The following is a 25,129-nucleotide window of genomic DNA, read 5'->3' as shown; positions in this document are numbered from 1 at the left end:
GCTTATGTCCTGCCTGCCATCAATTGCTGGATCGGTAGTGTGATATCCGGGCTCTTCACACCGTTGGGTAGCACCACGTAACCGAACTCTTCAGGTCCACGGATTGCGTACTCTTCGTCTGCATGTGTCTGGCTGAGCGCCCGCTCCAGAGCTGATAGACCAAGAACAGTAGGCGATGCCCAATTGCTGCGTACGAATGACCACAGCATCGGCAGTCGAGACGCCAAGAGGTCAGCCGGCATCTCCGTAGTTTCAAGCTCATCCCAGCAGCTGAGCAAGACGGTCAAGCGAGGTTTGGCAAGAGGCCGATCCAAATTGAACTGCGCTAGATAGAGCAGCATTTGAAGGAGTTCCACTGTCCTTGCTTGATCTGACAGCTCATACGCTGCCGCCTCGCCCTGCGGCTCGACTGCAGCAAATGACTGCAGCGGTCGCGAGAACAAATCGTCTTCGGACCGAAGAGAATGGAGTCTAATGAGCACTACCCAATCTGTGGCCTCGACCACGCGATCACGCCAGGAGGCCGGGATCCGGCGTTGCGTCACAAGACTACGAACCTGCTCGCCGCCGTAATCTGGCCAAACCAATTCGGCATACCGGCCTGAATCGTCCGTAATCGGCCAGACGCTTTCGGTATAAATATTAGCCGGAGTGTGGTCGGTACTCTTCCCCTCAGTCAGGCAACTGAGAGCCGTAGTGAATGCCTCAAGGTTCGTTGGCGCTCCCGTCATCATGAGCTTGCACGACTTCACCATGAGCCGTTTCAAAAACTGGGCCCCATAGTGAGTCTTGCCGACGTTTGACTCGCCAACTAACAAGATGGTGTGTTGTGCAGCCACTAACTATCTCCTACCAAATCGAAAAAGTGGATCATGGCCACTGACTTTCGTCACCGGTAAATCCACCCCAGCGCGCTTAGTGGAGAGAACCCAGTTAAATACGTCGCGAAAGCCCTCTGCAGCATCGACCTCGCCGCTAGCTGATACACTGACGACGAACTCAGGAACGCGAGTTGAGTGCGAGGCCACTGCTTTTCTGATCTGCGCTTGCATCGCTTCTGCCACATCTACATCCCCCTTTGTCCAGACAAGAGCCATGCGTCGTCCGCGAGATTCGGCTACCGCACGCTGAGCAAGTAGCTGAAAGTCGTTCCTAGCGGTCCCCATTTTTGGCCCAGCAAGAGCCTGACGGTCAGCAATCAGTAACGTGACGTCTGCGTGCCGGGCAATCCAGCGGGCTCCTTCCGCATCTGCAGCCTGCTCGTTGACCGCCCACTTCTGAAACCACTCTCCGGGTGCATCGGCAAAAAGAAAGTCGCGTAGCGAGCCGTCTTCACGACGAAAGCCAAGATGAAGCATGCCGGGTGCTCGAGCCGTTCCGCTGGGTGTATGGGGCGGAAAGCTCGGGGGCTGCCCTGGTTTCCAACGCAAATACGTCGCCACGGCCTCCCACCCTGCCAGCGTATATGAGTTACTGAATAAATTGGCATCATCAGTCAGTGCACCTTGCCCCAGCAGCAGATAGAACGCACCAAGAAGTGTCGTCTTGCCTGCGCTTTCGGGGCCGACGATACCGACAGTGATGGGTTTGATCTTTCCACTGACAAAGTTGAGGTCAGACTCACCCATCGCCAGACTGCTCCATGGGAGGAGCAATTGGTCGAGATCAGTCGAAGCGGCTGCTTCACCTTGGCATCCACGCTTCCAGTCGGGGCACAGGTCGAGCCGGATGTGGCCCAGCGTGCAAGTCGTGTTGTCATCAGCGAAACAGTTGGAGTGAGGGCATCTGTCCATAGGTGTTTTAATTCTTCTCGACCCGTTAGGTTGGGCTTTCGCTCAAGGCGCGCGCGCTTTGAAGCTCACGGAATAAGTATGTTCCCCACTCGGATGGGGTCATCTTGGTGGAAGCGTCAAGGCCACCCAAGTTACGCAGAGTTGCGGCTTCGATTGCGCCTGCCCCCCTCAGATGCCCAATCAACGCCAGCAACGGGCCTCGCCCAATTGGTTCGGGTGTGTACTTAGCAGCCAGCACGCGGAAAGGCTGCATGAATGCGATTGTCCTGGCGTCGTCTACTAGGCTCGCGACGTCACGCTCGCCGTTGTTCTGCCCGTCATCCACAACCGGAAGACAGCGAATCGCCTCCCGTAGGAAGGCCGAAACGCTCGCTGGCGAATAGGTGGGTACCTGCTCGTGTAGGTCGAGCGCCATCAAAGCAGAGGCCTCGAAAGGTGGCAGGTCGAGGTAGCTCGCGTGAGCGCTGGAGGAATACAGCGCCTCTTTCCACCAAAGCAGATTGGTACGGCGCTGCAGACCAGCAGTCGCGCCGCTGAAGCTGGAAAGAGCCATGTCAACGTGAGCGGTTACCGCCTTCGCCAGCGTAGATAGCGGACCGGATAGGTCGATTGGCACGGGCGCAAGCTCCTCGGCCATCCCATTCAGCGCTTCTGCGATGGCGGCGGTCATTCGGTCTGCAAATCCTGGAGCCCAGTGCTGGGGCTGGTTCGACTGATGCGGATTTGGGTTGTTAGTTCCCCACGGTCCCGCGGCGGAAAAGACGCTGTCTCGTAGCGTGTCCCGATCAACCGTGGGGACCTCGTATTCTGTAGTCACTGGGGCTGGCGGCGTATATTGCAACGGGTCTACCGTGATCATCTCAGGCGTTGCCCACTCCGCCTCGGCACGGGCATCGACCTTCGTCTCGATTTCACTGATAGCTTCGCGCCAAATTTCAGCTTCGTCGGAGGTTTCGGCGTGAGACAGCGCATTGCGCGCCGTATTGACGAAGGCAACGGCAACCGTATCATCTGCACGAGCTACCTGCATGACCGCGTCCAGAAGAACGGCACGTAAGATTGCAACAGGACGCGCAGAAAACGCATTTGAAACAGTTTCCCATTGCTTACGAAGGTGGGTCATCGCCTCTTCTACGGTCGAGTCCGTAGCTGGAATGTTTGGGTCGGCCGCCACCATCGTGAAGCTGGCTGTCTTTGAGGGCGACTTTCGAAGATTGGCCGACAGGTCTTTGGCCGTGGATCGAAGCTTCTCTAGTTTGGTGTCATCGCCTTTGAGGTCAATAGCTCCAATCTCAAGAAACTTCAGCAAAAATTCTTGTTCCATTCCTTGGTCTCCCGACCTTTGTTGTGATGCCGCAAAATGCTACTTGAGCCCCTTGACTCAACACTGGGGACTACAAACTCCCGCGACGTCAAGCATGAATGATCTGATTGACCCCGAGATTGCGTCCCTTTGGCCGGCGATAATAACACCCCGATGATCGTGAAGTGGCCGTAATCGTTCACCCACTACTCTACGATCGACTGACAGCCACAGTCCAAAGCGATCGCAAAAATGCAGGCTCAATTCGGTCCTTACCCCGTCAAGGATTTAGTGCGGAAGCGCGTGGCCACCACCCAGGGCTCCAGTGTGCCGACGGTATGCTCAACCGTGACGGCGGCGTCAACGAATTAGTGCGCGACAGTGCGGTATGCTTCGGCCTGGATGTGGCAACGCGCAACGCGCCTAGATTGGTGTTCGAGCAGATGCTGAAGCATCGGCGTTACCTGTTCATGGAGGCTGCCCCCCCTTGGCGTGCCGCGAAGACCTGGCAGAGATGGGCCTGGACGGCCTTCCGATAATTCTTACCAGCCGGCAGAGCAGCGTGCGTCAGAAGATCGAGCGCCTGTTCGAGTAAGCCGGCCTGGCCCTGAATCGACGCATCGAAGCCAATTACCTGCCCACCGTCCCCGCGTTGGTGAAACAGGACCAAGGCTTTACGCTGCTGCCTGAGTCGGCTAGAGGCATGTCTGGGCGTCAGGTTGCTCAATCGCAGTAGCCGCACGGCGTCACCAACTGACGCTGGAGCGACATTGGCCAAGTGCCTGGCAGTGGGCTTTGAGGCGATCGGCGGGGCATTGGCGGAAGTTGACCAGCATCGGGATAGGCCTGCCAGACGACTACGCATCAATGTCTGCCTTCTGTTTACCAAATGCCTGCCGCATTTTCTCGATGCCTATCCGGATATTGTTGTGGAAATTGCTGTAGATGATCGGACGGTCGATATCATTCCAGCGAGAGCCGATGCGGGTATCCGGTACGGTGGAACCATTCCAGAAGACTTTATCGCTCTGCCTATCAGTGATCGGATTCGGCGGGTAGGGATGGCGGTTTCGACCTTCCTTCTCGCCAAGTGAGTGCGCGGGACCGCCATCACTTCGCGCTGCGGATAGAGCACGACCAGGTGATTATCGCAGCACCTGAACCGATGACATTCGGTGGTGCTGGACTCTGACCATTGCGTCCGAACGCCAATAGGCGGGGTGAAGGCGGCCAGGGCGCGTGAACAAGCGACGCCAGTCAGTCTGCTGCGGCCCTAGGTGATGCAGGCTGCGTTCCATCCTCCTGGTCACGGATCAGCTGACTGGCCCGACTGTCCAGGAGTGACCCAGCCTGGAAGTAGCCCATTACCGTGCTGACGCTGCGGTGCTCGGTCATGGCCATCACCTCGCCGAGCGGCACGCCCTGGCGGCCGGCTTCGGTAACGAACCCCGAACGCAAGCTGTGCGCTGCCCAATCCCCCTCCAGGCCGGCCAGTTGGGCGCGACGCTGCACAATCCTGGCGACTTGATCAGCCGACAGTCCTCCTGTCCCCACCTTGCCACCCTTGAACAGCCGCCGAAACAGCGGGCCGCTGCTAGCGGGAGCTGCCGCTAGCCAGGCCGTCAGCGCTTGAGCTGCGGGGCCGCGCAGCGGCTTTTCACGGCGCGTGCCGCCGGTATCGGTTTTGGTCGCGCCCAAGGCGTAGAGCCAGGTGTCGGCGTCCAGCCGGCGCACGTCGCCGACCTGCAGTCCCACCACTTCCGAGCGCCGTCGACCGCCACCGCTCCAGGCCAGGAGGAGGAGGGCGCGGTCGCGGATTCCGCGCACGCCATCGTTGCAGGTCGCGAGCATCGCCTGCAGGGGTTCGAGCACCACCGCGGTCTTCTTGCGCACCGCCACGCCTTGCCGCGACTGGGCTTTGCGGGCTTCACGCAGCAAGGTTTTCACCGCCGGCGCGTCGGTGGGGCTCTCCCAGTCATGCAGCCGGTGCCACTTGGTCAGCACTGCCAGCCGGTGGCTGACGGTGTTGTAGGCCAATGCCCCGGTGTTGGCTTTGACCCGGGCGCGGACCAGTGCGGCGTCGATCGTCGGCGGCAGCAGATGGGCCCAGGTACCGTCGGCGAGCGGCCGGGCCAAGTGGTCGAGGATGAATTGCACAGCCACCGTCGCCGGCAGCGGTGTCTCGCCCAGCACCAGGCCATAGCGCAGCTGCAGCCAGGCCGACCAGTAGGCGAGGGCGCTGCGGTAGCTGCGGACCGTATTGGCGGCCGTACCGGCGGCGACGAACGCGGCAGCCGCTTCCTGGGCGCTGAGCGCTAGGAAATGCGGGTCCAGAGGCGGTTCATCGAGCAGTAAAAACTGATCTGTAATATTTGTTACGTTCAACGTATTATAATTCCAGTTTCGATAATATAACGTCGGATAACATTTAATTATCATACCTAATTACGGAGAGCTGTGGCCATGGCCGTAGGTGTACCGGAAAGCGAAGTGTTTGCTGCAGCGGATGCGGTGTTGGCACGCGGTGAACGGCCTACCGTGGAGCGCGTGCGTGGTGAGTTAGGAAGGGGTAGCCCGGCTCGGGTCGGCGCCCTGTTGGATCAATGGTGGGAGCAATTGGCCGTGCGCCTGCGTGGCGAAACGCGGCTACCCGGCTTGCCTCCGGAAGTGGCGCAGGCGTTCGTTGCCATCTGGCAGCAGGCGACCACTCTGGCTCAGGTCGTCGTAGACCACTCGGTGGCGACCCAGCGGCAGGTGCTGGAGGAGGAGCGCGAGCAACTGGCAGCCCAGGAGGCGCGCGCCCGACTGGAAATTACCCAGGCGCGCCAACTGGTGGCCGAAGCGCAGGCGGCGCGTCTCAGTGTCGAAACCCGACTGCTGGACCTGGAGCAACTGCTCGTCCAACGCCAGGCGCAGATTGAAGATCTGCAGGACCAGCGTGTCGGCCTGCAGGAAGAGCGCCAGGTTTTATCGCGTCAAGTCGACAGCTTGCAAGCAGAACTGCAAGAACAGCAACGCCAGGCAGAACAAGCCCGTATCAGCCAGGAGGCCTATGTGCGGGGAGTGGAGGAGCGAGCCCACCGCGAAGTAGACCGTGCACGAGAAGAGGGCAAAGCACGCCAGGCAGAGCAGCGCGAATTGCAGCGACAAATTACGGCTAGCCAACACACGATTGAGGTGTGTCGTAGCACATTGGCTGAAAGCCAGCGTGAGGCCGCAGCCTTGCAAGCCCGTGCAGAGCTTGCAGCGGAACAAGGGGAACGAGAACGTGCCATCTCGCAGTCGCGCGCCGACGCCACGCGGCAGACATTGGAAGCGGCACAGCGCAGCGCCATCGCGCAACAAGCGCGGGCTGACACCCTTGAAACGCAATTAGCCCAGTTGCGCGACGCCCTGCAGAGCAAGCGCCAACGCAATCGATCTTAATCCGCGGTTGTGCCTGTACCGGTTACGGGCGCGCGCATCCCCACCCCTGATACCTGTCCACTCTGCCAAGGAGCAGCCTATGTCCCACGATGATCTGCAGTTCGCCCACGATCGCCCGATCGCCATGCAAACAGAGGACTTGCTTGACCGGGCAGGATTTGCTCAGCGTTTGGCGCTGGCGATCAGCTCCTGGAGGAATAAGGAAAGCTTGGTGATCAGTCTCATGGGAAGCTGGGGCAGCGGCAAGAGTTCCATCAAGAACATGGCGCTCGAACAGCTGGAGGCCACCAAAGGCTGCCAGGTGATTGAGTTCAACCCATGGCAGTGGGCTGACCAGGACAAGTTGAGCAGCGCTTTTTTTGAGGAAGTTTCCCGCATTGTTCAGCGCAAGGCCCCAAGCAAGGCCGACAAGGAATTGGCAAAGGCGTTGCGTCGCTACAGCCATTACCTGAACGCTGGAGCGGAAGTGCTCAGCGCCACGGCCAAGTGGACCCCAATCCTGCTGGGCTCAGCATTGGTGACTACCGCGTTGGGCAGCTTAGCCGAAGGAACCGCTGCGCAGGTGACTGTATGGACGGTGAGCGGCATCGGTTGGATTGGGACCTTGGCTCCCTGGGTGAAGAAAGCGGCAGACTGGGCGGTCAGGCGTTCGAAAAACCTGGACGAGCAAGCGAAAGACAATGAACGTTCCCTCAGCCAGATTCGCGCTGAATTGCAGATGCTGCTGTCCGGTCGTACCCAGCCGCTGCTGATCGTGTTGGATGATCTGGATAGACTCTCGAGCGAGCAGATGAAAGCGATTTTTCAGTTGGTCAAAGCCCATATGGATTTCGCCAACGTGGTGTTCCTACTGCTTTTTCAACGCGACACCGTCGAGCAGGGGCTGCAGAAGGCGGGCTTCGATGCCGCTGACTATCTGGAAAAGATCATCCAGGCCCCGTTCAGTGTGCCGGTCATTTCATCAAGCCAGCTGGAAAAGGTCCTGTTCAATCGGCTGGACGCTATCTTGGTCGATGAGCCCCAGCTGCAGCAGCGCTTCAACAAGGAGTATTGGGACCGCATGTTCCAGGCAGGCCTGCGGCCGTTCTTTCGTAATCTGCGCCACGTTTATCGCTATGCCTCAACGCTGGCATTTCACTGCCGGCTACTGCGCGGTACCGAGGTTGCAGAAGTGAACGCGGTGGATCTCTTTGCCTTGGAGTGCCTGCGCGTGTTTGCCCCCCAGACTTACGAGGAACTACCGCGGCACAAAGTGCTGTTGACTGGGAGCGAGCCGTTTGCGCGGGAGGACGAGGCGCAACGTGCTCGCGTCAGCCAGTTGTTCGATCACTTGGTCGCTACGGCCCCTTCCAATCATCAGATTGCCACCCGCCAGTTGCTGCGAGAGTTGTTTCCGAATTTGGACTGGGTATTTATCAACACCCGGTACAGCCAGCAGATCCAGATTCGCTGGCTGATAAATTCGCGGGTGTGTTGCGGTGATGTGTTTGATCGCTATTTTGAGCTGTCCCTGCCAGATCAAGACGTACCCAATTCGTTGCTGCACGAATTGAGTCGGCACATCACGGACCGCCAGGATTTCACAACGCTGCTCATCAGCCACGACGAAGACCGTCAGGCAGAAATTCTCCAGCGGATGCTGGGATTGGTCGAAGAGTTTCCAATAGATAACGCGGAGGCAGTGGTGCAGACCTTGCTGCATGCCGGGGAGAAGGTTGGCCGCCGGATGTCGTTCACCAATTTTTCGCCGCGCCAGCAGGTCGCTCGATTACTTCGTTTGTACCTGGAGCGTCAAGCAGACAAAGCGACGCGCAGCAGGTTGGTCATCCAGTCCTTGGTCGCAGGGACGGGCTTGGTCGTTGTGGGGCAACTGCTCGCGGGAGACTACGCGCTGCGACGCAAAGGCGATGTCGGATACTTCGAGGATGAGGGGCTGGAGCAACTCAAGGGCGTCTATGTCCAGACTTTGCGACAGGTCGCCGATCGTGATCCGGATGCATTTTTGGAGAGCGAGGACCACGCGTCTTACCTCCTTGATCTGAACCGTTACGCTGAGGGCGGAGGTGAGGGCGGTCAGTGGCTTGAAACGCATATCACTTCCCCAGGCCGGTTCCTTCAATTCGCGCGAGGGCAGATCAACGCCCGGTCTTCGTATAGTGGCGGCCGCATAACGCGTGCCGACTATATTTCACCGACCGCACTAGAACAGTTGCTTGGGCTGACGCGCTGTGAGGAATGGCTTACCGAGCTAGACTCGATCGCGTTGAGCGACAGCGACTTGCACACACTCGCATTGCTCCGAGATGCGGTAGATCGCCATACCCGCGGAGAGCTAGATACCTGGACTGAGGAATAATTCAGCCAGGCATCAGATCGATGCCGTTAAAAGCCGCGACACTCTCAACGAAACTAGTTCGATGCTCTGGCGCCATAATACGGCTCATAGCGCTGGGATTTGAACAGTTAGGATGGGGATCAGCAAACTCAGCGATGAATCGACCAGGTATCTCCCCGGTGTTCGTCCTGTGCCGGCGGCTTTTTCAACGAGAACCGTCGGGAGATGGGGAAGGGGCATCTGGCGACAGTTGCTCGTTGGGCACAGCAGGCGGTGAGACCGGTGCAGGGGTATTTGGTTGCTGCAGCTGAGCCACCCAGATGGGCAGCGACCGTTGCCCCATCAATATCTGCGTCAAAGCCGTTCTCACTGCTTTTTGAGCCTGCTCTTCATCTTGCCAGCCTTGAGGCGCATAGGCCCCCCGAAGAATCTGCAGTTGCTCAACAGGACGTCCGACGGCTCGTGACATCTCTGAGAGGAGATAGGCGACTTTCAAACTTGCCTGCTCGTTCAGCCGTTGTGCTGCATCGGGTATGAACCAAGCCGGATCGTCAAAAACTGCAATCAGTTGAACGTAGCGCTCCATCACCGCTTTGTCTGCAAAAAAATGGACCGGAAGCAGGTTAAGAGCGCCAACAAACTCTGCATTAGTTGGGTGTCGGCGGGTCTTCATCATGGCGACGAATAGTTCCTGACGAGACCGTCGCTTCATGGAGCGTTCTTGGTGCCAAAGCGTTATCAATACGGCGACTATCGGACCTATAAGCGTTGCGGCAACTACCGCCCAGTCAATCGTTGACCAATCAATCCCCATGCTATACCTCGTCGCGGTTATTCAGCTCTCAGCCTAGTAGATTGGCGGTCTCAGTCCAATCGAGGTGCCCGAGACCGCTGGCTTAGCTTATAGCGTGCCTAGGAGAGGCCGCTGGACGGTGAACTAAGCGAAGCGCAGTGGGGCGGCGCTGGTCTTTTCCCTTTTCCCTCAAGGCTAGGATTCGCGGCAGGATGGGGTGGTACTACCGTGTACCTTGCCGTCGATCACTTCAGCAACCGTGGAGATACGAGCCCGGCGATTTCCCCCTACGTCAGCGACGAGCTGTTTAGGCGCAAGAATCCAGTCAGCGGAAGGTTTGGGTATTACCGATGTCATCGGCCTTGCAAGGTGCTAAGGTGAGGTGCAGGCAGATGGCTATCGTCGGTTCTATCAGACGGATCTGAGGTCTCACATGGATGTCAAAAATCTTCAATGCTGCAAGCTGATGAAGCGGCCCGACGAGCTCACGCAGGTCCCTCATGTGCCTGGTCAAGGGTTCAGTGTGGAGTCGGAGAAGGTGTTTGCGGAACTTGCTGCTCAAAAACGCCAGGACGTTGATAAGCAATTGGCACAAGATCGAGCAGGCATGGTCGGACTTGAACTGGACGACTTAACTCGGCAACTCCGTGCAGAATTCGCGCTGTTGAACAAGATCATTGAGCTTCGTGAAATCGCCCAACATAGAAGCACAAAGCAAAGCCGCAAAGCCGCAAGGCCGCCAGAGCGGCGCTAAAAGAGGCCAAGAAGCTTGAGAAGCGGCCGAAGCCGGTCAAGCAGGCAAAACGAACCAAACCCGTCACACCAGCCCCGACAATGCCCTCCAAGTGGGTAGACAGGACTTGCTGGCGTTGTCGCTCGCGATTTGCCGTTCATGTGGATTGGCAACGGCCACCCAGTCTCTGTAAAGCATGTACGAAAGATTTGGACGAAACCCACCTGCCGTCTGCCCCTGATCGGTCTACACCATTTTCGCAGGTTCACTTTGTCAGCGGCGGTGCCCCAGGCACAGGCAAGCGGCGCTGACCCTGGCAGAATAGGCCTTTGTACCGACTGCCCGCCCGATACGAGCTTACCTAGGGCTTAGCTCGGTTATAGAGAACCCGAAGCCTTTGTTTTGGCTTCAGCCTGACATTGCGCGTCGTTGGTGAAGGAGTACTGCAGCATCACGTACCCTTTGTCGGACCCCAGCGCCCGAGCTTGCAAAATTACTGACTTCAACGAGCTCTTCAAGGGTACAGATGATGAACCTGTCCAGTCCGCCATTAGGCTGCGATCCTTCTTGTAAAGCCCCATCATCCAGTCATCAGGATCCTTCCAGATGCTTCCAGGCATGAGCATGTCAAGCGTCTGAGGAGGGCCGTAGATGGAGGTCAAGGATCCCGAGAGATCGTCAAACCCGGATTTCAGCTGATGGCCAAAGCCATTGGTGTCGATCGTTTTTCCGATCGCACGAATTTGGCACAGCCCTACGGTTGGGGAAATGACCAGTGCGTAAGCTTCGAATGCTTGGTTGCTTTTGGGTGCGTGGTTCATCTGGTAGAGGTTTTGGCCATCATCTGTGAGCACCAGGCGCTCGCCAGTCATTTGCTCGATCAAATCCTTGCTCAAACCAGCGGAAAGGCCAAGCGGCCCATCAGCGGGTGGCAATGCGGGTGATTGGGTGATGGTTGGCTGAGCAGGTTGGGCGGGTAAAGCAGGAGTCGAGGGTGCGGGCGATGACCCCGTACTGCGAGCGACCGTGGGGTTGAGCCCGTACTTGGCGACCAGATATCGTTGCTCAAGCATGGCGAGCGTCTGCTCTCCAGTAGCAGCTGCCGATAACTTCAGGGCCTTGATCAACCCCCCGCTGTATTGCGCAGCCTCGGCGTTGGCGGCCTGGGTTTGAGCTTTCGTCTTTTCAATCTCGGATGCCAGCGCCGCAGCCAGTGCCTCGTCAGCGGTGGATGCAAGCGTCTCGACTTTGACGGGAGCGCCCGAGCTCACCGACAAGATCCGCTGCTCAATCAGCGCCTGATTGGTCTTCAGGATCTCGATTCGCGATGAAGCCAGCGCTTTGATCATCCCGCCACTGTATTGCGCTGCAGTCTGTTCCGCATAGCCTAGTTCCAGCTTTGTCTGGCCAAGCTCGGTTTCAAGCTTCGCCACGTATGCCTTCTCTTCCGGGGTCAAATCCTTTGGTCCACAGCCACCGAGTATGAGGACAGACGAGACCAACATTGCAATTCCAAGTTTTTGCACCACACGCCCTCCATAGTTGAATGTGAATTTTAACACGCAGGCCATGCGCCAGCATCGCTGGCACATGAGTCTCGCATGGAGTCAGTCTTGAACCCAGATCATCCTCGCGTCGGGCACATGGAGGAGGGGCAAAAAATCGAGGTGGCCAACTCTGTTCGCGGATGCCACTGCACACTAACCTGATAATAGGTGGGACTCGGGTGTGCTACTCCAGCCGCAAAACAGATTCGATCGATTCACCCTGATTGATGCGCTCAATCAACGCCGGTTCGGCCATATCACTGGCCAGAGCCTGATCAATAACGCCTTGTAGGTTCTCTGACGAACTGATGAGCACACCGTTGTCATCCGCCAAAACCCAGTCGCCCGGCTTGACGTGTACCCCCCCGCAACTGATAACAATGCCCTGCGCACTACTCGGGTCGCTGCGCAATTTGGTGGTCAGTAAGCTGGTGCCCCTCGCAAACACAGGCAGGCGCGCTTCGCGCAATTCGACGATGTCGGTTACCACCCCATCGACCACAATCGCACGAGCACCTTTAGCGGCTGCGGCGCAACTCGTGACGGTGCCGACACAAGCGTGCTCGTGGTCACCTTGCATGTCGATGACCAGCACATCACCTTCCTGCAGTCCAGCGAGTGCCCTGTTCACGGCGAAGGCGTCAGCATTTCCCACGCTCAGCGTACGAGCGCGACCAATCACTTTGATGCCACTGAGCTGAGCGCGAATGCCGGGGGAGACGAATCCGTCCTCCAGGAAATGTCCCAGGGTGGCAAAGCTCACGCGTTCGAGTTTTTCCTGCAATTGCTGTTCATCTATCATGGTCGGGCTCCCGCTGGATCAATCAGCTCGGCCACGCAGTCGAGTTCCAGCGTCACACCCCACAGCGACACACACACCGTTGTTCGCGCAGGGGGGGCATGTCCCAATACCTCTGTGTACACGCGGTTGAAGGGTTCCAGTTGCGCAGGGTCCGTCAGGTAGCCATTGACCTTGATGACGTGGTCGAAGTCGGAGCCCGCCGCAATCAGGATCGCTTCGAGGTTACGCAGCGTCTGACGGACTTGCTCCTCGAAAGTGTCAGGTTGTGAGTCGAAGTCCTTGCTCGCGGGGATCTGGCCGGCGGTAAACACCAAGTGGCCACTGATAACGGCCTGCGAGTAAGGGCCCACCGGGCCGATGGTGCCAGGGGCGGCAGTGATGCGTTTCATGTAATACCTCGGTTTGGATGGCCCGCCTGCCTCGCCGGCAGGCGAGCCAAAGGGTCAGAGCAAGTCCAGGCTGTAGCTGACGATGAATCGTGTTTGATCCTGATTAACGTCGGCCTGGGAGTGGAACACCCCCTGCCGCAGGCCCAGGCCAACACCTTTGAATGTGCCGCTTTGAATCACGTAATCCAGCGCAGCATCGCGCTCCCATTCGCTTTGATCCTGGCCTGAAGCCGTCTGAATATGGTCGCCCTTGAGATAGACCATCGATGCACTAAGGCCAGGGACGCCCAGCGCCGCGAAGTCATAGGCATACTGCCCGAACCACGTCCGTTCGCCTGCACGGTTGAAGCTGGCGAGCAGACGATCGGTGAACAGGTAAATGCTGGACCCACCTGCGCCCTTGCCGGTGATCGAGCCCTGGTTTAGCTGGGCGAAGTTGCTCCCCGACGAGACGCTTTGGTAGCCTGCGGTCAACGCATGGCCACCAAGGCTGTAGGTGAATATCGCGCTCCAGGTCTGGTTATCGATCTTGCCGTTGCTATCGTCCGTGTAGCCGCTGATCTTGTAGCCCTGGCTACGCCCTGAGGCACTGTCGTTGGCACCGCTGGAACGGGTGTCGAAGTAGCGCAGATCAGTCTTCAGCGATTGGCCGTCACCCAGTGACAGTGCATTGAGCAGTCCGAAGAACTGCTGTGTGTAGTAGTCCTCCAGGTTTGCAGCGTAGTACTGCAAGGTAAGGTTCTTGTTGATCTTGTAGTCGGCGCCGGCGAATACAAAATCGTTGCTGGCGCGGGTACCACCGCTGACAGCGAGCCCGGTGCGGTCACTGGAGCCGCGGCTGGTAGCCTGGTTGATCCGGCCGCCGGTCAAGGTCAGATTGTCGATGTCATTGCTGGTCACCATCGCGCCGTTGAAGGTTTGCGGCAGCAAGCGACCATCGTTGCTCAGCAGCACTGGCAGCTTGGGTTGCAGGGTGCCGACCCGGGCCTCGGTCTTTGCGAAGCGAACTTTGGCGGTCAAGCCCAAGCGTGCCCATTCGCCGGCCGCGCCATCGCCGTCATTGGGTATCATCGAGCTGCCAAGGTGGCGGCCCGGGCCGCTGTCCAGCGTTATACCCAGCAGGCCAAGCGCATCTATCCCAAAGCCTACGGTGCCGTCGGTGTAACCCGAGGTGTACTTGAGCATGAAGGCTTGCGCCCACTCTTCGGTCTTGCTTTGCCCGGCGCTGCCCGCCTGGTCGCGATAGTCGTTGTTGAAGTAGAAATTGCGCAGCCCCAAAGTGGCCTTGCTATCGGCAAAGAAATCAGCTGACGCGCTGCCGCTCAGTGACATCAACACAGCGCTGGTGCCCAGGCCCAGCAGATTCAAAGACTTGCTCATGGTACGGGTCCTGTTGTCGATCAACGAAAGTGGTTTCAAACGAGGAGTGAACTCAGGCATGTTTGTCAGTCCGGGTCAGGTCACGTTTGAAGGTTTCGGTGAGCAGCAGCAGGGCAATCAGTGAGATGAGTGCAGAACCAATCATGTACCAGGCCACGGAGGAGCCTTTGCCTGTCCAGTTCAGCAGGGCTGTGGTGACCATGGGTGTTGCAGCGCTGCCCAGCAGTCCGGACAACATGTAGGCCACCGACAGACCCGAGTAACGCACGCGGGTACCGAACAGCTCGGCAAGGAACGTTGCTATCGGCCCGTAGTTGGCAGCGAAGGCTGTCATCAGCAGCATGTAGCCCAGGAACACCATGGGCAGTTCGCGGGTGTCCATCAGCCAGAACATTGGGAACGCCACCAGGGCTTCGGCGACGATGCCGCCAATGATCACTGGCTTGCGACCGATACGATCGGAGAGGGCGCCGAAGGCTGGCAGCAGGAATACGCACAGGGCACAGGAGGCCAGCACCACGCTGAGCATCACTGGACGGGTGAAGCCCAGGGTCTGGGTTCCGTAGGTGAGGCCGAAGGCGACGATGATGTTGAACGAGGCACCGGTTGACATCGTGGCAATGCCGCCCAGCAACACTTGCTTCCAGTATTTGCGACAGATTTCCAGCAACGGTACCTTAACCGCCTGCTCGCTGGCCTGGGCCTGGTGAAAGGTAGGCGTTTCCGTGATGTTGAGGCGAATGTACAAGCCCACTGCGATCAACAGCGCACTGCCCAGGAAAGGAATGCGCCAGCCCCAGGCCAACAGGTCCTCGGGCGACAGCATGGCGGCGATCGCCAAGAACGCCAAGTTGGCAATCATGGTGCCGGCTGGCACGCCGATCTGCACCCAGGAACCGTACAGACCGCGCTGGTTGGCAGGCGCATGTTCGACCGCCATCAGCACCGCGCCGCCCCATTCACCGCCCAGGGCCAGGCCCTGGATAATTCGCAGTGTCAGCAGCAGCACCGGCGCCCAGATGCCGATGCTGGCATAGTCGGGCAGCAGGCCGATGGCGAAGGTCGCAGCGCCCATGGTCAGCAGCGAAATCAACAGCATGGATTTGCGCCCCAGCTTGTCACCGAAGTGGCCAAACAAGGCGGCGCCGATGATGCGGGCTCCATATGCCGAGGCGAAGGTGCCGAAGGCTAGCAATGTGCCGATCAGAGCATCGAAGGCGGGGAAGAAAATCTTGTTGAAGACCAACGCTGACGCCGTCGCGAAAACGAACAGGTCGTACCATTCGACGGTGGTGCCAATAACGCTGGCGACCGCCACCTTTTTCATGTTGACCGGCGTGGCTTCGGTGGCCAGCGGGTCGGGAATGCACGCGGAACTGTTCATGCCTTATGTCTCCAAGATGAGCCAATGCTCAGCGGATAATGTTTTTTGATTGGCAGGTATTGCGTAGTGCGAGCGCCCGCGTCCGGGCGCCTGTTTATTGTTGTCACGGGCCTCGACGTGCCCTGAATGCAGCGCTCCGGTTGCGCTGCAGTGGAACGATCAGCGTTGGAGGCGTTCGATCACGGCATTGAGGAGAACGTCGCATCCCTTGCGCGCGTCCTCGGGGATGACATCCTCCGCCTCGTTGTGGCTGAGGCCACCGACACAGGGGATGAAAATCATGGTGGTGGGGCAATGGCGCGCCAGCAGGATGGCATCGTGTCCAGCGCCACTGACGATATCCTGATGCGGGTAACCCAAAGCCTCGACAGCGCGCCGGACGGCGCTGACACAGTCGGCGTCAAAAGGGGTAGCCGGGCTCAACCAGTGGCGATTGATGGTTAGTGTCAGGCCTCGGGTCTGGGCAACGTGCTTGAAGCGCGCCCGTACTTGCTGCTCCATGAGTGCGATCTGGGCATCGTCGTGATGACGTAAGTCCACCGTAAAGCTGACCTGGCCGGCAATCGTGTTGCGCGATGATTTCGCGATACTGACCTGGCCAATGGTGACGAGGCACTTGGGTGCGAAGTCAGCGGCGAGGCTTTCCAGGCGGGCAGCCATGTCTGCTACACCGAAAAAGGCGTCACGGCGCAGATCCATCGGCGTAGTACCTGCGTGAGCGCTCATGCCGGTAACGTTGATGTCCAGCCAGCAAATGGCCTGGCCGCCAGTGACCACGCCCACGGGCAAACCGTTGTCCTCAAGGATTGGGCCCTGCTCGATATGCGCCTCGAAGTAGGCATCGAACGGGCGATTGAACGGCAGTTCACCGACGTGAGCCGTGCTGTCCAAGGCTTGGGCGACGCTGATACCGTCGGCGTCACGCGCATCCAGAGCGGTTTGTAAGGGCAGGGTCCCGGTAAAGACTGCGGAACCGAACATGGCAGGGGTGAAGCGCGCGCCTTCTTCGTTGGTCCATACGGCGATCTCGATGGGGCGCTTGTTTTTCAAACCCTGTTCGTTGATGCAGCGCACCACTTCCAGGCCGCTGAGCACACCGTAGATTCCGTCGAATCGCCCGCCTTTGGGTTGGGTATCCAGATGACTGCCCATGACAACCGGCGTTAGGCTATCGTCGGTGCCGGGTAACCGGGCAAACAGGTTACCGATGGCATCAAAGCCTAGGGTCATGCCGGCGTCCTTGCACCAACCCATGAACAGTTCGCGGCCGGCCTTGTCTTCCGGGGAGAGCGCCAGGCGGCAATTGCCCCCTTTGTCCGTTGCGCCCACCTGAGCCATGTCCATCAGGCTGCTCCACAGCCGTTCACCGTTGCAATTGAATACGTTCATGCAATACCTCTCGTGTTGCTTCAGTAGCCCCGTGAAGGGTCCACCAGGTTGTTCAGTACTTCGCCGGCAATCAGTCGCCGCGTGTTCTCGGCGACCTGGCGGACGATGCAGTCATGAGCAGCGGCCGATGCCATATGCGGCGTGACCACAACGCCCGGCATTTGCCAAAGCGGGTGCTCCGCAGGCAGGGGTTCGTGTTCGAACACGTCCAGTACCGCGCCGCGAAGTTGGCCGCTGGTCAATGCCTGCTGCAGGTCGTCGATCAGCACATGCTGGCCGCGCCCACCGTTGACGATCGCCGCACCCGGAGCGAGTTTCGAAAAGGTTTTCTGGCAGAGGATGCCGCGGGTGGCATCGGTCAGCGGCAGCAGGTTGATCAGCAGGTCAAGCCGATCGAGAAAATGATTAAACGATGAATCGCCGTGACTGCAGGCTACTCCCGGCAGTTGTCGGTCACTTCGTGACCAACCTCGTACGTCGTAACCGGCGCTAGCCAGATCGGCAGCGATCGCGGAACCCAGTGAACCCAGGCCCATGACCCCCACCTTGAATTGGCTTGCAGGCCGCTGGGGGTGACGCAGCCACAGGTTCTGGCGCTGTTGCGCATTCACACGATCAAAGTCGCGGTGGTAGTGCAAGACCGCCCAGCGCACATATTCGGTCATGCCGCGCCGGTGATCCGGATCCACCACACGACATACGGGCACTGAGGGGGCGCTAGGGTCGGTACTCAGATGGTCGACGCCCGCCGCGACCGAGTGAACCAGGCGCAGGCCAGGCAATCGGCCCAGGCTGCCAGCCGGCGGGTACCAGCAGGCCGCGACTTCTGCCTGGGCAGCATCGGGGTGATCGGCCAGCACCACCTTGAGCGCTGGCGCGTGCTGGGCAAACGCCTTCTGCAGTTGGCCCAGCAATAGGGTGTCGCGGCTGAGCAATACGAGTGTTGTCATGAGCAATAGGACTCGCGCTGGTCTTCGATCAGGCTCAATGCAGCTTTCCAGCCAAGGTCGATGATTTCACCGGCTTCGTCACGATCGAATTGCTCGGCGGTCAGTCGGCAGACTTCTTCGCTTGGGCAGACCAGCTTCGCGTTGCCCGCCAGTGCCTGCACCTGGGCCTGGCAGGCACGTTCCAGAAAGTAAATTTCCTGGAACGCCTGGGCGACACCGTTACCACCCACCAACAAACCGTGGTTACGCAAAATCATGGCCTTGTGTGGGCCCAGGTCAGCGACCAGGCGAGCGCGCTCATCCAGCGACAAGGCAATTCCCTCGTAGGTGTGGTAGCCCAACTTGCCGTAGAACTTCAATGCATGCTGACTGATTGGCAGCAGCCCTTGCTCTTGGGCTGCCACGGCCATACCTGCGGCGGTATGAGTGTGAATCACGCACGTCAGGTCATGACGGGCCATGTGAATGGCCGAGTGAACAATGAAGCCGGCTGCATTGACCCGGCTGCGCTCGCGGTCACCATGAACGACCCTGCCATCGCGGTCGATCAGTACGAGGTCGCTGGCCTTCATGCGATCAAAGGCAACGCCATAGCGATTGATGAGGAAGTGGTGGTCCGGCCCGGGGACGCGCAAGGTAATGTGCGTGTCGATCAGGTCGGTCATGCGGTAGTAAGCCACCAGACGATACAAGGCGGCGAGTTCGCAGCGTGCCTGCCACTCCACGGGGCTGATAGTGTCTGAGTTATGCATGTGAGCTCCTTGTTAAAGTGCCGAGGCTGGCTGGGCGATGGGGGCTTCGCGAAGGCGGGTAAGTCCACAGACGCCGAACAACGACAGCCCGGCCAGCAGGCTGAAAAACAATGCCAGTGGCAGCCACTGGCCGGCGTAGTGGGAGGCGAGCAGCGTGCCGATGACGGGCGTGGTACCGCCGGCAATGGCACAGATCAATTGGTACGCCAGGGAGATCCCGCTGTAGCGAAGGTGGGCTGGAAACGCCTGGGCCATATAGCCAGCGATCACGGCGTAGAGCCCTGACAGCGTGACCACGGCCATGGTGATACCCAGGGTCATCAACACCAGGTTGTGCGAACCGACCAGCAGGAACATGGGGTAGGGCATGGCGATCGACAGTAGGGCTGCCAACGTCAGGAATCGACCTTCGCCTATTTTTTCAGCCAGCAGCGCACTGAGGGGTTGCGACAGAAATTGCAGAATCGTGACCACGAACAAGCAGTCCAGAATCGTGGCCCTGGGAATGCCTTGGTACTGGGTCACGTAAGTGATCATGAAGGTGTTGGTGAAAAAGAAGCCTGCCGACCCGATGGTGACGGCACAGGCTGCAAACAGGATCTGCCGCCAGCAAGTACGCAGTACCTCCATGACCGGGAACTTAGCGGTCGCGCCGGTCTTGGCGACCTCTTTGAACTCCGGGGACTCATCAACGCCAAAGCGGATGAACAGACCGATAAGCATCAATACACCGCTGGCCAGGAAGGGCAGTCGCCAACCCCAGTCGGCAAATTGCGCAGGCTCCAGGGAGGTAACCACGCGGAAGGCGATCAGAGCCAGCAGCAGGCCCGCAGGACTACCCAGCTGGGCAAAGGAGGCGTAGAAGGTTTTACGACCTTTCGGGGCGTGCTCACTGGCCATCAGCACTGCACCACCCCACTCACCGCCTACTGAAATCCCTTGCACGATCCGCAAGGCTACCAACCCGATCGGTGCCCAAATACCAGCGCTGGCATAACTGGGCAGCAGACCAATTCCAGTGGTGGCAAGGCCCATGAGTACGATAGTCAGCAGGAGCATTTTCTTGCGGCCAAGGCGGTCACCCAAGTGGCCAAAGACAACGCCAGCCAAGGGGCGGGCGATGAAGCCGACCGCGAAGGTCCCGAACGCTGCAAGGGTGCTGAGTGCGGGGTCACCGCTGGGAAAAAAGACCTGACCAAGAATCAGCGCGGCTGCCGTGGCGTAGATATAGAAATCGTAGAACTCGATGGTCGTGCCCACGAAGGCGGCAGCGGCCGCGCGGCGCGGCTGAGTGCTTGAAGAGTGCATACAAGGCCCTTTGTTTTTTTGACTTCTGGCAGGGTGCTAAGGCTGATCACGGTGCGCTCTATGGCGCTTGGCACCTTTATCCCTTAACCTTCATGATTATTCAATTTGCTAATACTTATTCTGATTATTAGCCAGATTACTGATGGTGGGTGATGAGCGAAGAACAAGTGCCCGCTGCGGGCCAGGAATGGCTGGGTAGACGCTTTCTGCACGATCGGCTGGATTGGAACCTGCTGCGCACCTTCCTGACCATCGGCCAGGAAAAAAGCATCAGCCGTGCTGCGGCGCGCCTGCATCTCACCCAGTCAGCGGTCAGCCAGTCACTCAAGCGGCTGGAAGAGCAACTGGAGTGCGCCTTGATTTTGCGTCGCGGTCCGCGATTTGATTTGTCTCCGGCCGGCGAGGAGGTACTCCGCATCGCCCAGGAGATCTACGGCAACGTGTCGAGGTTGGCGGCGACGATCAAGACGCCTCAGGACGACGTGGTAGGCAAGGTTAGAATTCTTACGATCAGCCAGGTGCAATCGGCGTTGTACGACGATTTCTTGATTCAGTTTCACCGTGACCATCCGCGTGTGGAGCTAGAGGTCGAGGTGCTTCGCAGTTCCGACATCCAAAGCTCGCTTAGCCAGAAAACCGCCACGGTTGGCCTGGGGCTGTGCCGTTTCGCCCAAGCGAAGCTTGAACGGCGCCGTCTGTTGCGACAGCGGTATGCATTCTTCTGCGGTAAGCGGCACCGCCTTTTCGGACAGCGTCGGCTGCCGCTGGAAGCGCTACAGGGTGAGAATTTCGTGAGTTTTACCAGCGACCAGGTGGGGGGAAATCTTTCACCGATCACTATGTTTCGTGACCAGCAAGGCTTCACCGGCAAGATCGTCGCGTCATCATCCAGTTTCGAAGAAATCCGGCGACTGGTCATCGCCGGTTATGGCATCGGCTGTCTTCCGGAGCATTTGGTTGATGTCGACTTGCACAACGGGTTGTTGTGGCGCCTTCCACCCGCGGACGGAGTCGCTGACGTGGACGTTTATTTGATGTGGAATCGTGAACAGCGGATGAACCGTGCCGAATCGGTGTTCATCGAATCCCTGCAGGGCTTGCTCGAGGATGTAGACGCTGTGCAGCCCTTGTAGAGTGGTCCCATCCACTGAGTCCGCCCGAAGCGAATTCGGGCAGGTTATCGCCAGCGTTATGGGGCGCTGTCCTTGACCATCGCCAATTCTGGATGCGCCACTAGCTTGTCAATATGCAGTTCCTCATTGTTGAGCCACAACTCCGTCAGCACCCGGTAATGCTCCATGTCCTTGCAGCGCATGCGCAGACTGTAGTCAAAGTGCCCACTGATCAAGCGACAGTCCAGCACCTGCGGACACTCCTTGACGGTGGTCTCAAAGGCTCTTTGGGCCGAACGCCCGCTTTGGTTGGACAACGCTACCAGCACCAGCAGTGATAGCCCTGGCGATAACGTTTGGGTATCAATAATCGCGCTGTACCCGCGAATCACGCCGTTGCGCTCAAGCTTGCGCACCCGCTCAAGGCATGGCCGGGGCGTGAGGTGCACCAGGGTGGATAGCTTTTCATAAGTGATACGCCCGTCATGGCGCAGCACGTCAAGAATGGCCTCGTCGATCCGGTCCAAGCTGTACCGCGAGTTGCTGTCTTTGGTGTCCATCAAGGGGTCTTGTTCACTTCAATCGGTTTGACAGAAATTGCTGCAGCCGCTCACTTTGCGGGTTGTCCAGAATGGTGGCACCGCCCTGTTCCTCTACCAACCCTTGGTGCAAGAACAGCACCTTGGACGATACCTGCCTGGCGAAGCCCATCTCGTGCGTGACCATCAGCATGGTGCGGCCTTCCTCTGCGAGCGTCTGGATAACCTTCAGCACTTCACCCACCAATTCCGGGTCGAGTGCCGAGGTAGGCTCGTCGAAAAGGATGACTTCCGGCTCCATTGCCAAGGCGCGAGCGATGGCCACTCGCTGCTGTTGGCCTCCGGAAAGGAAGGCAGGGTACTGTTCGGCGACGCGCTGTGGAAGCCCGACCTTGTCCAGGTAACTGAAGGCGCGCTCACGGGCTTGCTGGGCACTGACGCTCAATACGCGCTGCGGTGCCATGCAGATATTCTCCAGCACGGTCATGTGGCTCCATAGGTTGAAATGCTGAAAGACCATGGCCAGGCGTGTGCGCAGATTTTGCAGTTGGCGTGGGTCTGGGGCCTGCAACCCGCCGCGCCCGTTGCGCAGCTCTATCCGTTGGCCATCCAGGGTGATGCTGCCGGCATCGGGTTGCTCCAGGAAATTGATGCAGCGCAGAAACGTGCTCTTGCCTGAGCCGCTGGCACCGATCAGGCTTATCACATCGCCGCTGCGCGCTTGCAGCGAAACACCTTTCAACACTTGGTGATTGCCGTAGCACTTGTGCAGGTTTTCCACGTTCAGCTTGGCCGAGCTTGCCATATCTGCTTTACCTTGGGCGGCCGTTGACACAGAGGGAACGCTGGCGAATTCGGGTAGTGCTTGCTTCAGGGACTGGGTCATGACTTAGCCTCGAACGGGAACAAGAAAGCGCATCCAGCGGCCTTCGGCCCAGCGAAACGCGCCCACTAGGGCAAATGAAAGGAGCATGTACAACAGTGCTGCCACACCGAAGGACTGAAACGTGAGAAACGTGGCGGCGTTGGCATCACGAGCAATTTTAAGGATATCCGCAACGGTTGCAGTAAAGGCCAGCGAGGTGGCATGCAGCATCAGAATGGCCTCGTTGCTATAGGCCGGGATCGAGCGCCGCAGTGCAGAGGGCAGCACGACAAACACATTGAGCTTCCAACTGGTGAAGCCATATGCGCGGGCTGCTTCGATTTCGCCATGAGGAACGTTGCGGATCGCCCCGGCAAATATTTCCACGGTGTAGGCGCAGGTATTGAGCACGAATGCCAGTACCGTGCAGTTGATGGCCTGGCGGAAGAATGCATCGAGTACCGCGTTGGCTCGCACGGCGTCGATGCCGTAGAAGCCGGTATAGCAGATCAATAGTTGGATGTAGAGCGGCGTACCCCGGAACAGGTAGGTGTAAAACGCCACTGGTTGTGATAGCCATGCACGGGGTGAGACCCTGGCCAAGGCGAGCGGGATCGATAGGCAAAACCCCACCACCAAGCTGATCACCAACAGCCAAAGCGTCATGGACAGACCCGACAGGCCCTGGCCATCGGTGTAAATGAACGCACTGCCATACTGCTGCAGCAACTCGATCATGAGGTTGCTCCCTTGATGCCTGTGTTGTAACGGCGCTCCAGCGATTTGAACAACCGATTGGAGAGGGTCGTGATCACTAGGTAGACCAGCGCGGCCAGCAGCAGAAAGAACAGTACATTGTTGGTGGTCTTGCCCGCGTTTTGTGCAGCCTTGACCAGGTCCGACAGGCCGATCAACGACACCAGCGCGGTGGCCTTGAGTAACACCAGCCAGTTGTTGCACAGGCCAGGCAGTGCGTAACGCATCAGTTGCGGGAACAGGATCAGGCGAAAGCGTAACGTCCTGCTCAACCCGTAGGCAGTGGCCGCTTCCAGTTGACCGGCGGGCACACTGAGGATGGCTCCGCGAAAGTTCTCGGTGAAATAAGCGCCATAAATGAATCCCAGCGTTATCACGCCTGCCATGAAAGGATCGATTTCCAGGTAATTCCAGCCCAACCAGTCGGTAACGTTGTTAACGCCAATCTGCAGGCTGTAAAAAATCAGCAAAATCAGCACCAAGTCGGGCACGCTACGTACCAGTGTGGTGTACAACGTGCCCGGCAAGCGCAGAAGCCCTAGGCGTGACAGCTTGGCGCTGGCGCCCAGCAAGCCCAAAATCAGGCTGAGCAGCAATGACAGGGCGGCGAGTTTGAGGGTCATCCACGTACCCATGGCCAGCATCGGCGCAAAACCGTGCAGGCTCGGCAGGCCCAGGCCTGCAAAGTGTTCGAGGTCGTTCACGGAAAAATTCTCTTCGAAAGGAAAGAGAGCAGGGACGGCCCGACACGCCGGCCGGGCCAGGCACTCGCCTTACGGGTGGTAGATGTCCAGATCGCCAACGTATTTGCGCTGGATCTGCTCGAAGGTGCCATCAGCATGCACTGCGGCAATTCCCTTGTTGATCAGTTCGCGCAACGACTCATCGTTTTTGCGCAGCCCCATGGCGATATCCAGCGGCAACGACGGGTCTTGGATAGCGGGTCCAGCCTGGAACTCGGCGCCCTGGGGGGAGGCCAGGAAATTGAGTTGCGCTTCCAATTTGTCCGTTAAGGTTGCATCAAGGCGACCATTGACCAAGTCGGCGTAATTCTGATCCTGGGCTTGGTAAGCCTTGACTTGAGCCCCCAGTGGAATGAGCGTCGTGCGGGCATACGCCTCCTGAAGTGATCCTTGCAACACGCCGACCTGTTTGCCTTTGAGTGACTCAGGTGTCATGCCGAACTCTGCGCCTTTCCTGACGACTACGGCAGTGGGGCTGACGTAGAGACGATCGGAGAAAGCGATATTTTTCAGGCGCGCAGGCGTGACGGCCATGGACGACATCACCGCGTCAAACTTGCGCGCCAACAACGCCGGGATCATGCCGTCGAACTCGTTCTGTACCCACACGCACTTGACCTCCAGCTTGGCGCAAATCGCGTTGCCCAGGTCGATGTCGAAGCCCTTCAGCGAGCCGTCTGCCGCTACCGATTCGAAAGGCGGGTAGGCGGGGAAGACCCCAAAACGAATTTCCTTGGGGGTATCTGCGTAGGCCAAGTTGGCCAGGAGTGGCAAAAGCGCCACCGCGAACAATCGTCGAATCGTCACCATGTGCGGTATCCCTCTCTGTT

The 25,129-nt window shown here is 58.7% G+C and carries 25 protein-coding genes; 6 read left to right on the top strand and 19 right to left on the bottom strand.

The window, feature by feature from the left end; all coding sequences use genetic code 11:
- Positions 1-2: 2 nt before the first annotated feature.
- The 3 genes from AC0Z2B_RS08905 to AC0Z2B_RS08895 form a co-directional block, all read right to left on the bottom strand.
- On the bottom strand, positions 3-839 hold the full coding sequence (locus AC0Z2B_RS08905; protein ID WP_476296090.1) for a TRAFAC clade GTPase domain-containing protein: 837 nt from the start codon (positions 837-839) through the stop codon (positions 3-5).
- Positions 840-842: 3 nt separating this feature from the next.
- The gene (locus AC0Z2B_RS08900; RefSeq protein WP_476296088.1) at positions 843-1,628 is read right to left on the bottom strand and encodes a TRAFAC clade GTPase domain-containing protein; all 786 of its coding nucleotides are present in this window, start codon (positions 1,626-1,628) and stop codon (positions 843-845) included.
- Between the two features lie 190 nt (positions 1,629-1,818).
- Positions 1,819-3,117: a GTPase-associated system all-helical protein GASH gene (locus tag AC0Z2B_RS08895; RefSeq protein WP_476296086.1), complete on the bottom strand. Its 1,299-nt coding sequence runs from the start codon at positions 3,115-3,117 to the stop codon at positions 1,819-1,821.
- A 317-nt stretch (positions 3,118-3,434) separates the two neighbouring features.
- Between AC0Z2B_RS08895 and AC0Z2B_RS08890 the strand changes: the two genes are divergently transcribed.
- Both AC0Z2B_RS08890 and AC0Z2B_RS08885 read left to right on the top strand, forming a co-directional pair.
- Entirely contained in the window at positions 3,435-3,635 is a 201-nt protein-coding gene (locus AC0Z2B_RS08890; RefSeq protein WP_476296084.1) for a hypothetical protein, read from the top strand.
- A 231-nt stretch (positions 3,636-3,866) separates the two neighbouring features.
- The gene (locus tag AC0Z2B_RS08885) at positions 3,867-4,190 is read left to right on the top strand and encodes a type 2 periplasmic-binding domain-containing protein (protein ID WP_476296082.1); all 324 of its coding nucleotides are present in this window, start codon (positions 3,867-3,869) and stop codon (positions 4,188-4,190) included.
- A 163-nt stretch (positions 4,191-4,353) separates the two neighbouring features.
- Here the strand turns inward: AC0Z2B_RS08885 and AC0Z2B_RS08880 are convergent, their stop codons facing one another.
- Positions 4,354-5,481, bottom strand: coding sequence for a site-specific integrase (locus AC0Z2B_RS08880; RefSeq protein ID WP_476296080.1), 1,128 nt, complete (start codon positions 5,479-5,481; stop codon positions 4,354-4,356).
- A gap of 78 nt (positions 5,482-5,559) precedes the next feature.
- On the opposite strand from AC0Z2B_RS08880, the gene AC0Z2B_RS08875 reads away from it, so the two are divergent.
- Positions 5,560-6,522 (top strand): DNA-binding protein, encoded by a 963-nt coding sequence (locus AC0Z2B_RS08875; protein ID WP_476296078.1) that lies wholly within the window; start codon positions 5,560-5,562, stop codon positions 6,520-6,522.
- Between the two features lie 79 nt (positions 6,523-6,601).
- On the top strand, positions 6,602-8,878 hold the full coding sequence (locus tag AC0Z2B_RS08870; protein WP_476296076.1) for a KAP family P-loop NTPase fold protein: 2,277 nt from the start codon (positions 6,602-6,604) through the stop codon (positions 8,876-8,878).
- Positions 8,879-9,062: 184 nt separating this feature from the next.
- Here AC0Z2B_RS08870 and AC0Z2B_RS08865 read toward each other — a convergent pair whose 3' ends face one another.
- Positions 9,063-9,671, bottom strand: a complete 609-nt coding sequence (locus tag AC0Z2B_RS08865; RefSeq protein ID WP_476296074.1) for a DUF6680 family protein — start codon at positions 9,669-9,671, stop codon at positions 9,063-9,065.
- Between the two features lie 412 nt (positions 9,672-10,083).
- On the opposite strand from AC0Z2B_RS08865, the gene AC0Z2B_RS08860 reads away from it, so the two are divergent.
- The gene (locus AC0Z2B_RS08860; RefSeq protein ID WP_476296072.1) at positions 10,084-10,404 is read left to right on the top strand and encodes a hypothetical protein; all 321 of its coding nucleotides are present in this window, start codon (positions 10,084-10,086) and stop codon (positions 10,402-10,404) included.
- A 356-nt stretch (positions 10,405-10,760) separates the two neighbouring features.
- Here AC0Z2B_RS08860 and AC0Z2B_RS08855 read toward each other — a convergent pair whose 3' ends face one another.
- The 9 genes from AC0Z2B_RS08855 to AC0Z2B_RS08815 all read right to left on the bottom strand — a co-directional run bounded on the left by AC0Z2B_RS08855 (position 10,761) and on the right by AC0Z2B_RS08815 (position 20,284).
- Positions 10,761-11,909 carry a hypothetical protein gene (locus tag AC0Z2B_RS08855; RefSeq protein WP_476296070.1) on the bottom strand — a complete coding sequence of 383 codons (1,149 nt, stop codon included), beginning with the start codon at positions 11,907-11,909 and terminating at the stop codon, positions 10,761-10,763.
- Positions 11,910-12,114: 205 nt separating this feature from the next.
- Positions 12,115-12,732 carry an RraA family protein gene (locus AC0Z2B_RS08850; protein WP_476296068.1) on the bottom strand — a complete coding sequence of 206 codons (618 nt, stop codon included), beginning with the start codon at positions 12,730-12,732 and terminating at the stop codon, positions 12,115-12,117.
- Positions 12,729-13,121, bottom strand: coding sequence for a RidA family protein (locus AC0Z2B_RS08845; protein WP_476296066.1), 393 nt, complete (start codon positions 13,119-13,121; stop codon positions 12,729-12,731). Before AC0Z2B_RS08845 ends, AC0Z2B_RS08850 begins: the two co-directional genes overlap by 4 nt.
- A gap of 54 nt (positions 13,122-13,175) precedes the next feature.
- A complete protein-coding gene (locus AC0Z2B_RS08840) occupies positions 13,176-14,501 on the bottom strand; it encodes an OprD family porin (RefSeq protein ID WP_476296064.1) in 1,326 nt (441 codons plus the stop codon).
- A gap of 52 nt (positions 14,502-14,553) precedes the next feature.
- Positions 14,554-15,885, bottom strand: a complete 1,332-nt coding sequence (locus AC0Z2B_RS08835) for an MFS transporter (protein ID WP_476296062.1) — start codon at positions 15,883-15,885, stop codon at positions 14,554-14,556.
- A 159-nt stretch (positions 15,886-16,044) separates the two neighbouring features.
- Positions 16,045-17,274, bottom strand: coding sequence for a Zn-dependent hydrolase (locus AC0Z2B_RS08830; RefSeq protein WP_476296060.1), 1,230 nt, complete (start codon positions 17,272-17,274; stop codon positions 16,045-16,047).
- 20 nt (positions 17,275-17,294) lie between these two features.
- Positions 17,295-18,224 carry a 2-hydroxyacid dehydrogenase gene (locus tag AC0Z2B_RS08825; RefSeq protein ID WP_476296058.1) on the bottom strand — a complete coding sequence of 310 codons (930 nt, stop codon included), beginning with the start codon at positions 18,222-18,224 and terminating at the stop codon, positions 17,295-17,297.
- Entirely contained in the window at positions 18,221-18,976 is a 756-nt protein-coding gene (locus AC0Z2B_RS08820) for a class II aldolase/adducin family protein (RefSeq protein ID WP_476296056.1), read from the bottom strand. Before AC0Z2B_RS08820 ends, AC0Z2B_RS08825 begins: the two co-directional genes overlap by 4 nt.
- Before the next feature lie 12 nt (positions 18,977-18,988).
- Positions 18,989-20,284 (bottom strand): MFS transporter, encoded by a 1,296-nt coding sequence (locus AC0Z2B_RS08815; RefSeq protein WP_476296054.1) that lies wholly within the window; start codon positions 20,282-20,284, stop codon positions 18,989-18,991.
- A 152-nt stretch (positions 20,285-20,436) separates the two neighbouring features.
- On the opposite strand from AC0Z2B_RS08815, the gene AC0Z2B_RS08810 reads away from it, so the two are divergent.
- Entirely contained in the window at positions 20,437-21,417 is a 981-nt protein-coding gene (locus tag AC0Z2B_RS08810; protein ID WP_476296052.1) for a LysR family transcriptional regulator, read from the top strand.
- 56 nt (positions 21,418-21,473) lie between these two features.
- On the opposite strand, the gene AC0Z2B_RS08805 is transcribed toward AC0Z2B_RS08810, so the two are convergent.
- The 5 genes from AC0Z2B_RS08805 to AC0Z2B_RS08785 all read right to left on the bottom strand — a co-directional run bounded on the left by AC0Z2B_RS08805 (position 21,474) and on the right by AC0Z2B_RS08785 (position 25,109).
- Positions 21,474-21,956, bottom strand: a complete 483-nt coding sequence (locus AC0Z2B_RS08805; RefSeq protein ID WP_476296050.1) for an Lrp/AsnC family transcriptional regulator — start codon at positions 21,954-21,956, stop codon at positions 21,474-21,476.
- 13 nt (positions 21,957-21,969) lie between these two features.
- Positions 21,970-22,740: an ABC transporter ATP-binding protein gene (locus AC0Z2B_RS08800; protein WP_476296231.1), complete on the bottom strand. Its 771-nt coding sequence runs from the start codon at positions 22,738-22,740 to the stop codon at positions 21,970-21,972.
- A gap of 84 nt (positions 22,741-22,824) precedes the next feature.
- Entirely contained in the window at positions 22,825-23,538 is a 714-nt protein-coding gene (locus tag AC0Z2B_RS08795) for an ABC transporter permease (RefSeq protein ID WP_476296048.1), read from the bottom strand.
- Positions 23,535-24,200 (bottom strand): ABC transporter permease, encoded by a 666-nt coding sequence (locus AC0Z2B_RS08790; RefSeq protein WP_476296229.1) that lies wholly within the window; start codon positions 24,198-24,200, stop codon positions 23,535-23,537. Before AC0Z2B_RS08790 ends, AC0Z2B_RS08795 begins: the two co-directional genes overlap by 4 nt.
- 129 nt (positions 24,201-24,329) lie before the next feature.
- Complete coding sequence (locus AC0Z2B_RS08785) at positions 24,330-25,109, bottom strand: ABC transporter substrate-binding protein (protein WP_476296046.1); 780 nt, start codon at positions 25,107-25,109, stop codon at positions 24,330-24,332.
- Positions 25,110-25,129 lie beyond the last annotated feature (20 nt).

The organism is Pseudomonas sp. GYB4201, from assembly GCF_056312595.1.
This window is presented reverse-complemented; position numbering and strand designations above follow the sequence as displayed.

Coding starts and splice junctions, on each gene's coding strand:
- AC0Z2B_RS08830 (WP_476296060.1), bottom strand. CDS start 17,274: ATGAACGTATTCAATTGCAACGGTGAACGGCTGTGGAGCAGCCTGATG.
- AC0Z2B_RS08845 (WP_476296066.1), bottom strand. CDS start 13,121: ATGAAACGCATCACTGCCGCCCCTGGCACCATCGGCCCGGTGGGCCCT.
- AC0Z2B_RS08870 (WP_476296076.1), top strand. CDS start 6,602: ATGTCCCACGATGATCTGCAGTTCGCCCACGATCGCCCGATCGCCATG.
- AC0Z2B_RS08865 (WP_476296074.1), bottom strand. CDS start 9,671: ATGGGGATTGATTGGTCAACGATTGACTGGGCGGTAGTTGCCGCAACG.
- AC0Z2B_RS08790 (WP_476296229.1), bottom strand. CDS start 24,200: ATGCTGGCCATGGGTACGTGGATGACCCTCAAACTCGCCGCCCTGTCA.
- AC0Z2B_RS08835 (WP_476296062.1), bottom strand. CDS start 15,885: ATGAACAGTTCCGCGTGCATTCCCGACCCGCTGGCCACCGAAGCCACG.
- AC0Z2B_RS08895 (WP_476296086.1), bottom strand. CDS start 3,117: ATGGAACAAGAATTTTTGCTGAAGTTTCTTGAGATTGGAGCTATTGAC.
- AC0Z2B_RS08800 (WP_476296231.1), bottom strand. CDS start 22,740: ATGGCAAGCTCGGCCAAGCTGAACGTGGAAAACCTGCACAAGTGCTAC.
- AC0Z2B_RS08785 (WP_476296046.1), bottom strand. CDS start 25,109: ATGGTGACGATTCGACGATTGTTCGCGGTGGCGCTTTTGCCACTCCTG.
- AC0Z2B_RS08850 (WP_476296068.1), bottom strand. CDS start 12,732: ATGATAGATGAACAGCAATTGCAGGAAAAACTCGAACGCGTGAGCTTT.
- AC0Z2B_RS08900 (WP_476296088.1), bottom strand. CDS start 1,628: ATGGGTGAGTCTGACCTCAACTTTGTCAGTGGAAAGATCAAACCCATC.
- AC0Z2B_RS08840 (WP_476296064.1), bottom strand. CDS start 14,501: ATGAGCAAGTCTTTGAATCTGCTGGGCCTGGGCACCAGCGCTGTGTTG.
- AC0Z2B_RS08805 (WP_476296050.1), bottom strand. CDS start 21,956: ATGGACACCAAAGACAGCAACTCGCGGTACAGCTTGGACCGGATCGAC.
- AC0Z2B_RS08875 (WP_476296078.1), top strand. CDS start 5,560: ATGGCCGTAGGTGTACCGGAAAGCGAAGTGTTTGCTGCAGCGGATGCG.
- AC0Z2B_RS08820 (WP_476296056.1), bottom strand. CDS start 18,976: ATGCATAACTCAGACACTATCAGCCCCGTGGAGTGGCAGGCACGCTGC.
- AC0Z2B_RS08890 (WP_476296084.1), top strand. CDS start 3,435: ATGCTCAACCGTGACGGCGGCGTCAACGAATTAGTGCGCGACAGTGCG.
- AC0Z2B_RS08815 (WP_476296054.1), bottom strand. CDS start 20,284: ATGCACTCTTCAAGCACTCAGCCGCGCCGCGCGGCCGCTGCCGCCTTC.
- AC0Z2B_RS08810 (WP_476296052.1), top strand. CDS start 20,437: ATGAGCGAAGAACAAGTGCCCGCTGCGGGCCAGGAATGGCTGGGTAGA.
- AC0Z2B_RS08860 (WP_476296072.1), top strand. CDS start 10,084: ATGGATGTCAAAAATCTTCAATGCTGCAAGCTGATGAAGCGGCCCGAC.
- AC0Z2B_RS08825 (WP_476296058.1), bottom strand. CDS start 18,224: ATGACAACACTCGTATTGCTCAGCCGCGACACCCTATTGCTGGGCCAA.
- AC0Z2B_RS08795 (WP_476296048.1), bottom strand. CDS start 23,538: ATGATCGAGTTGCTGCAGCAGTATGGCAGTGCGTTCATTTACACCGAT.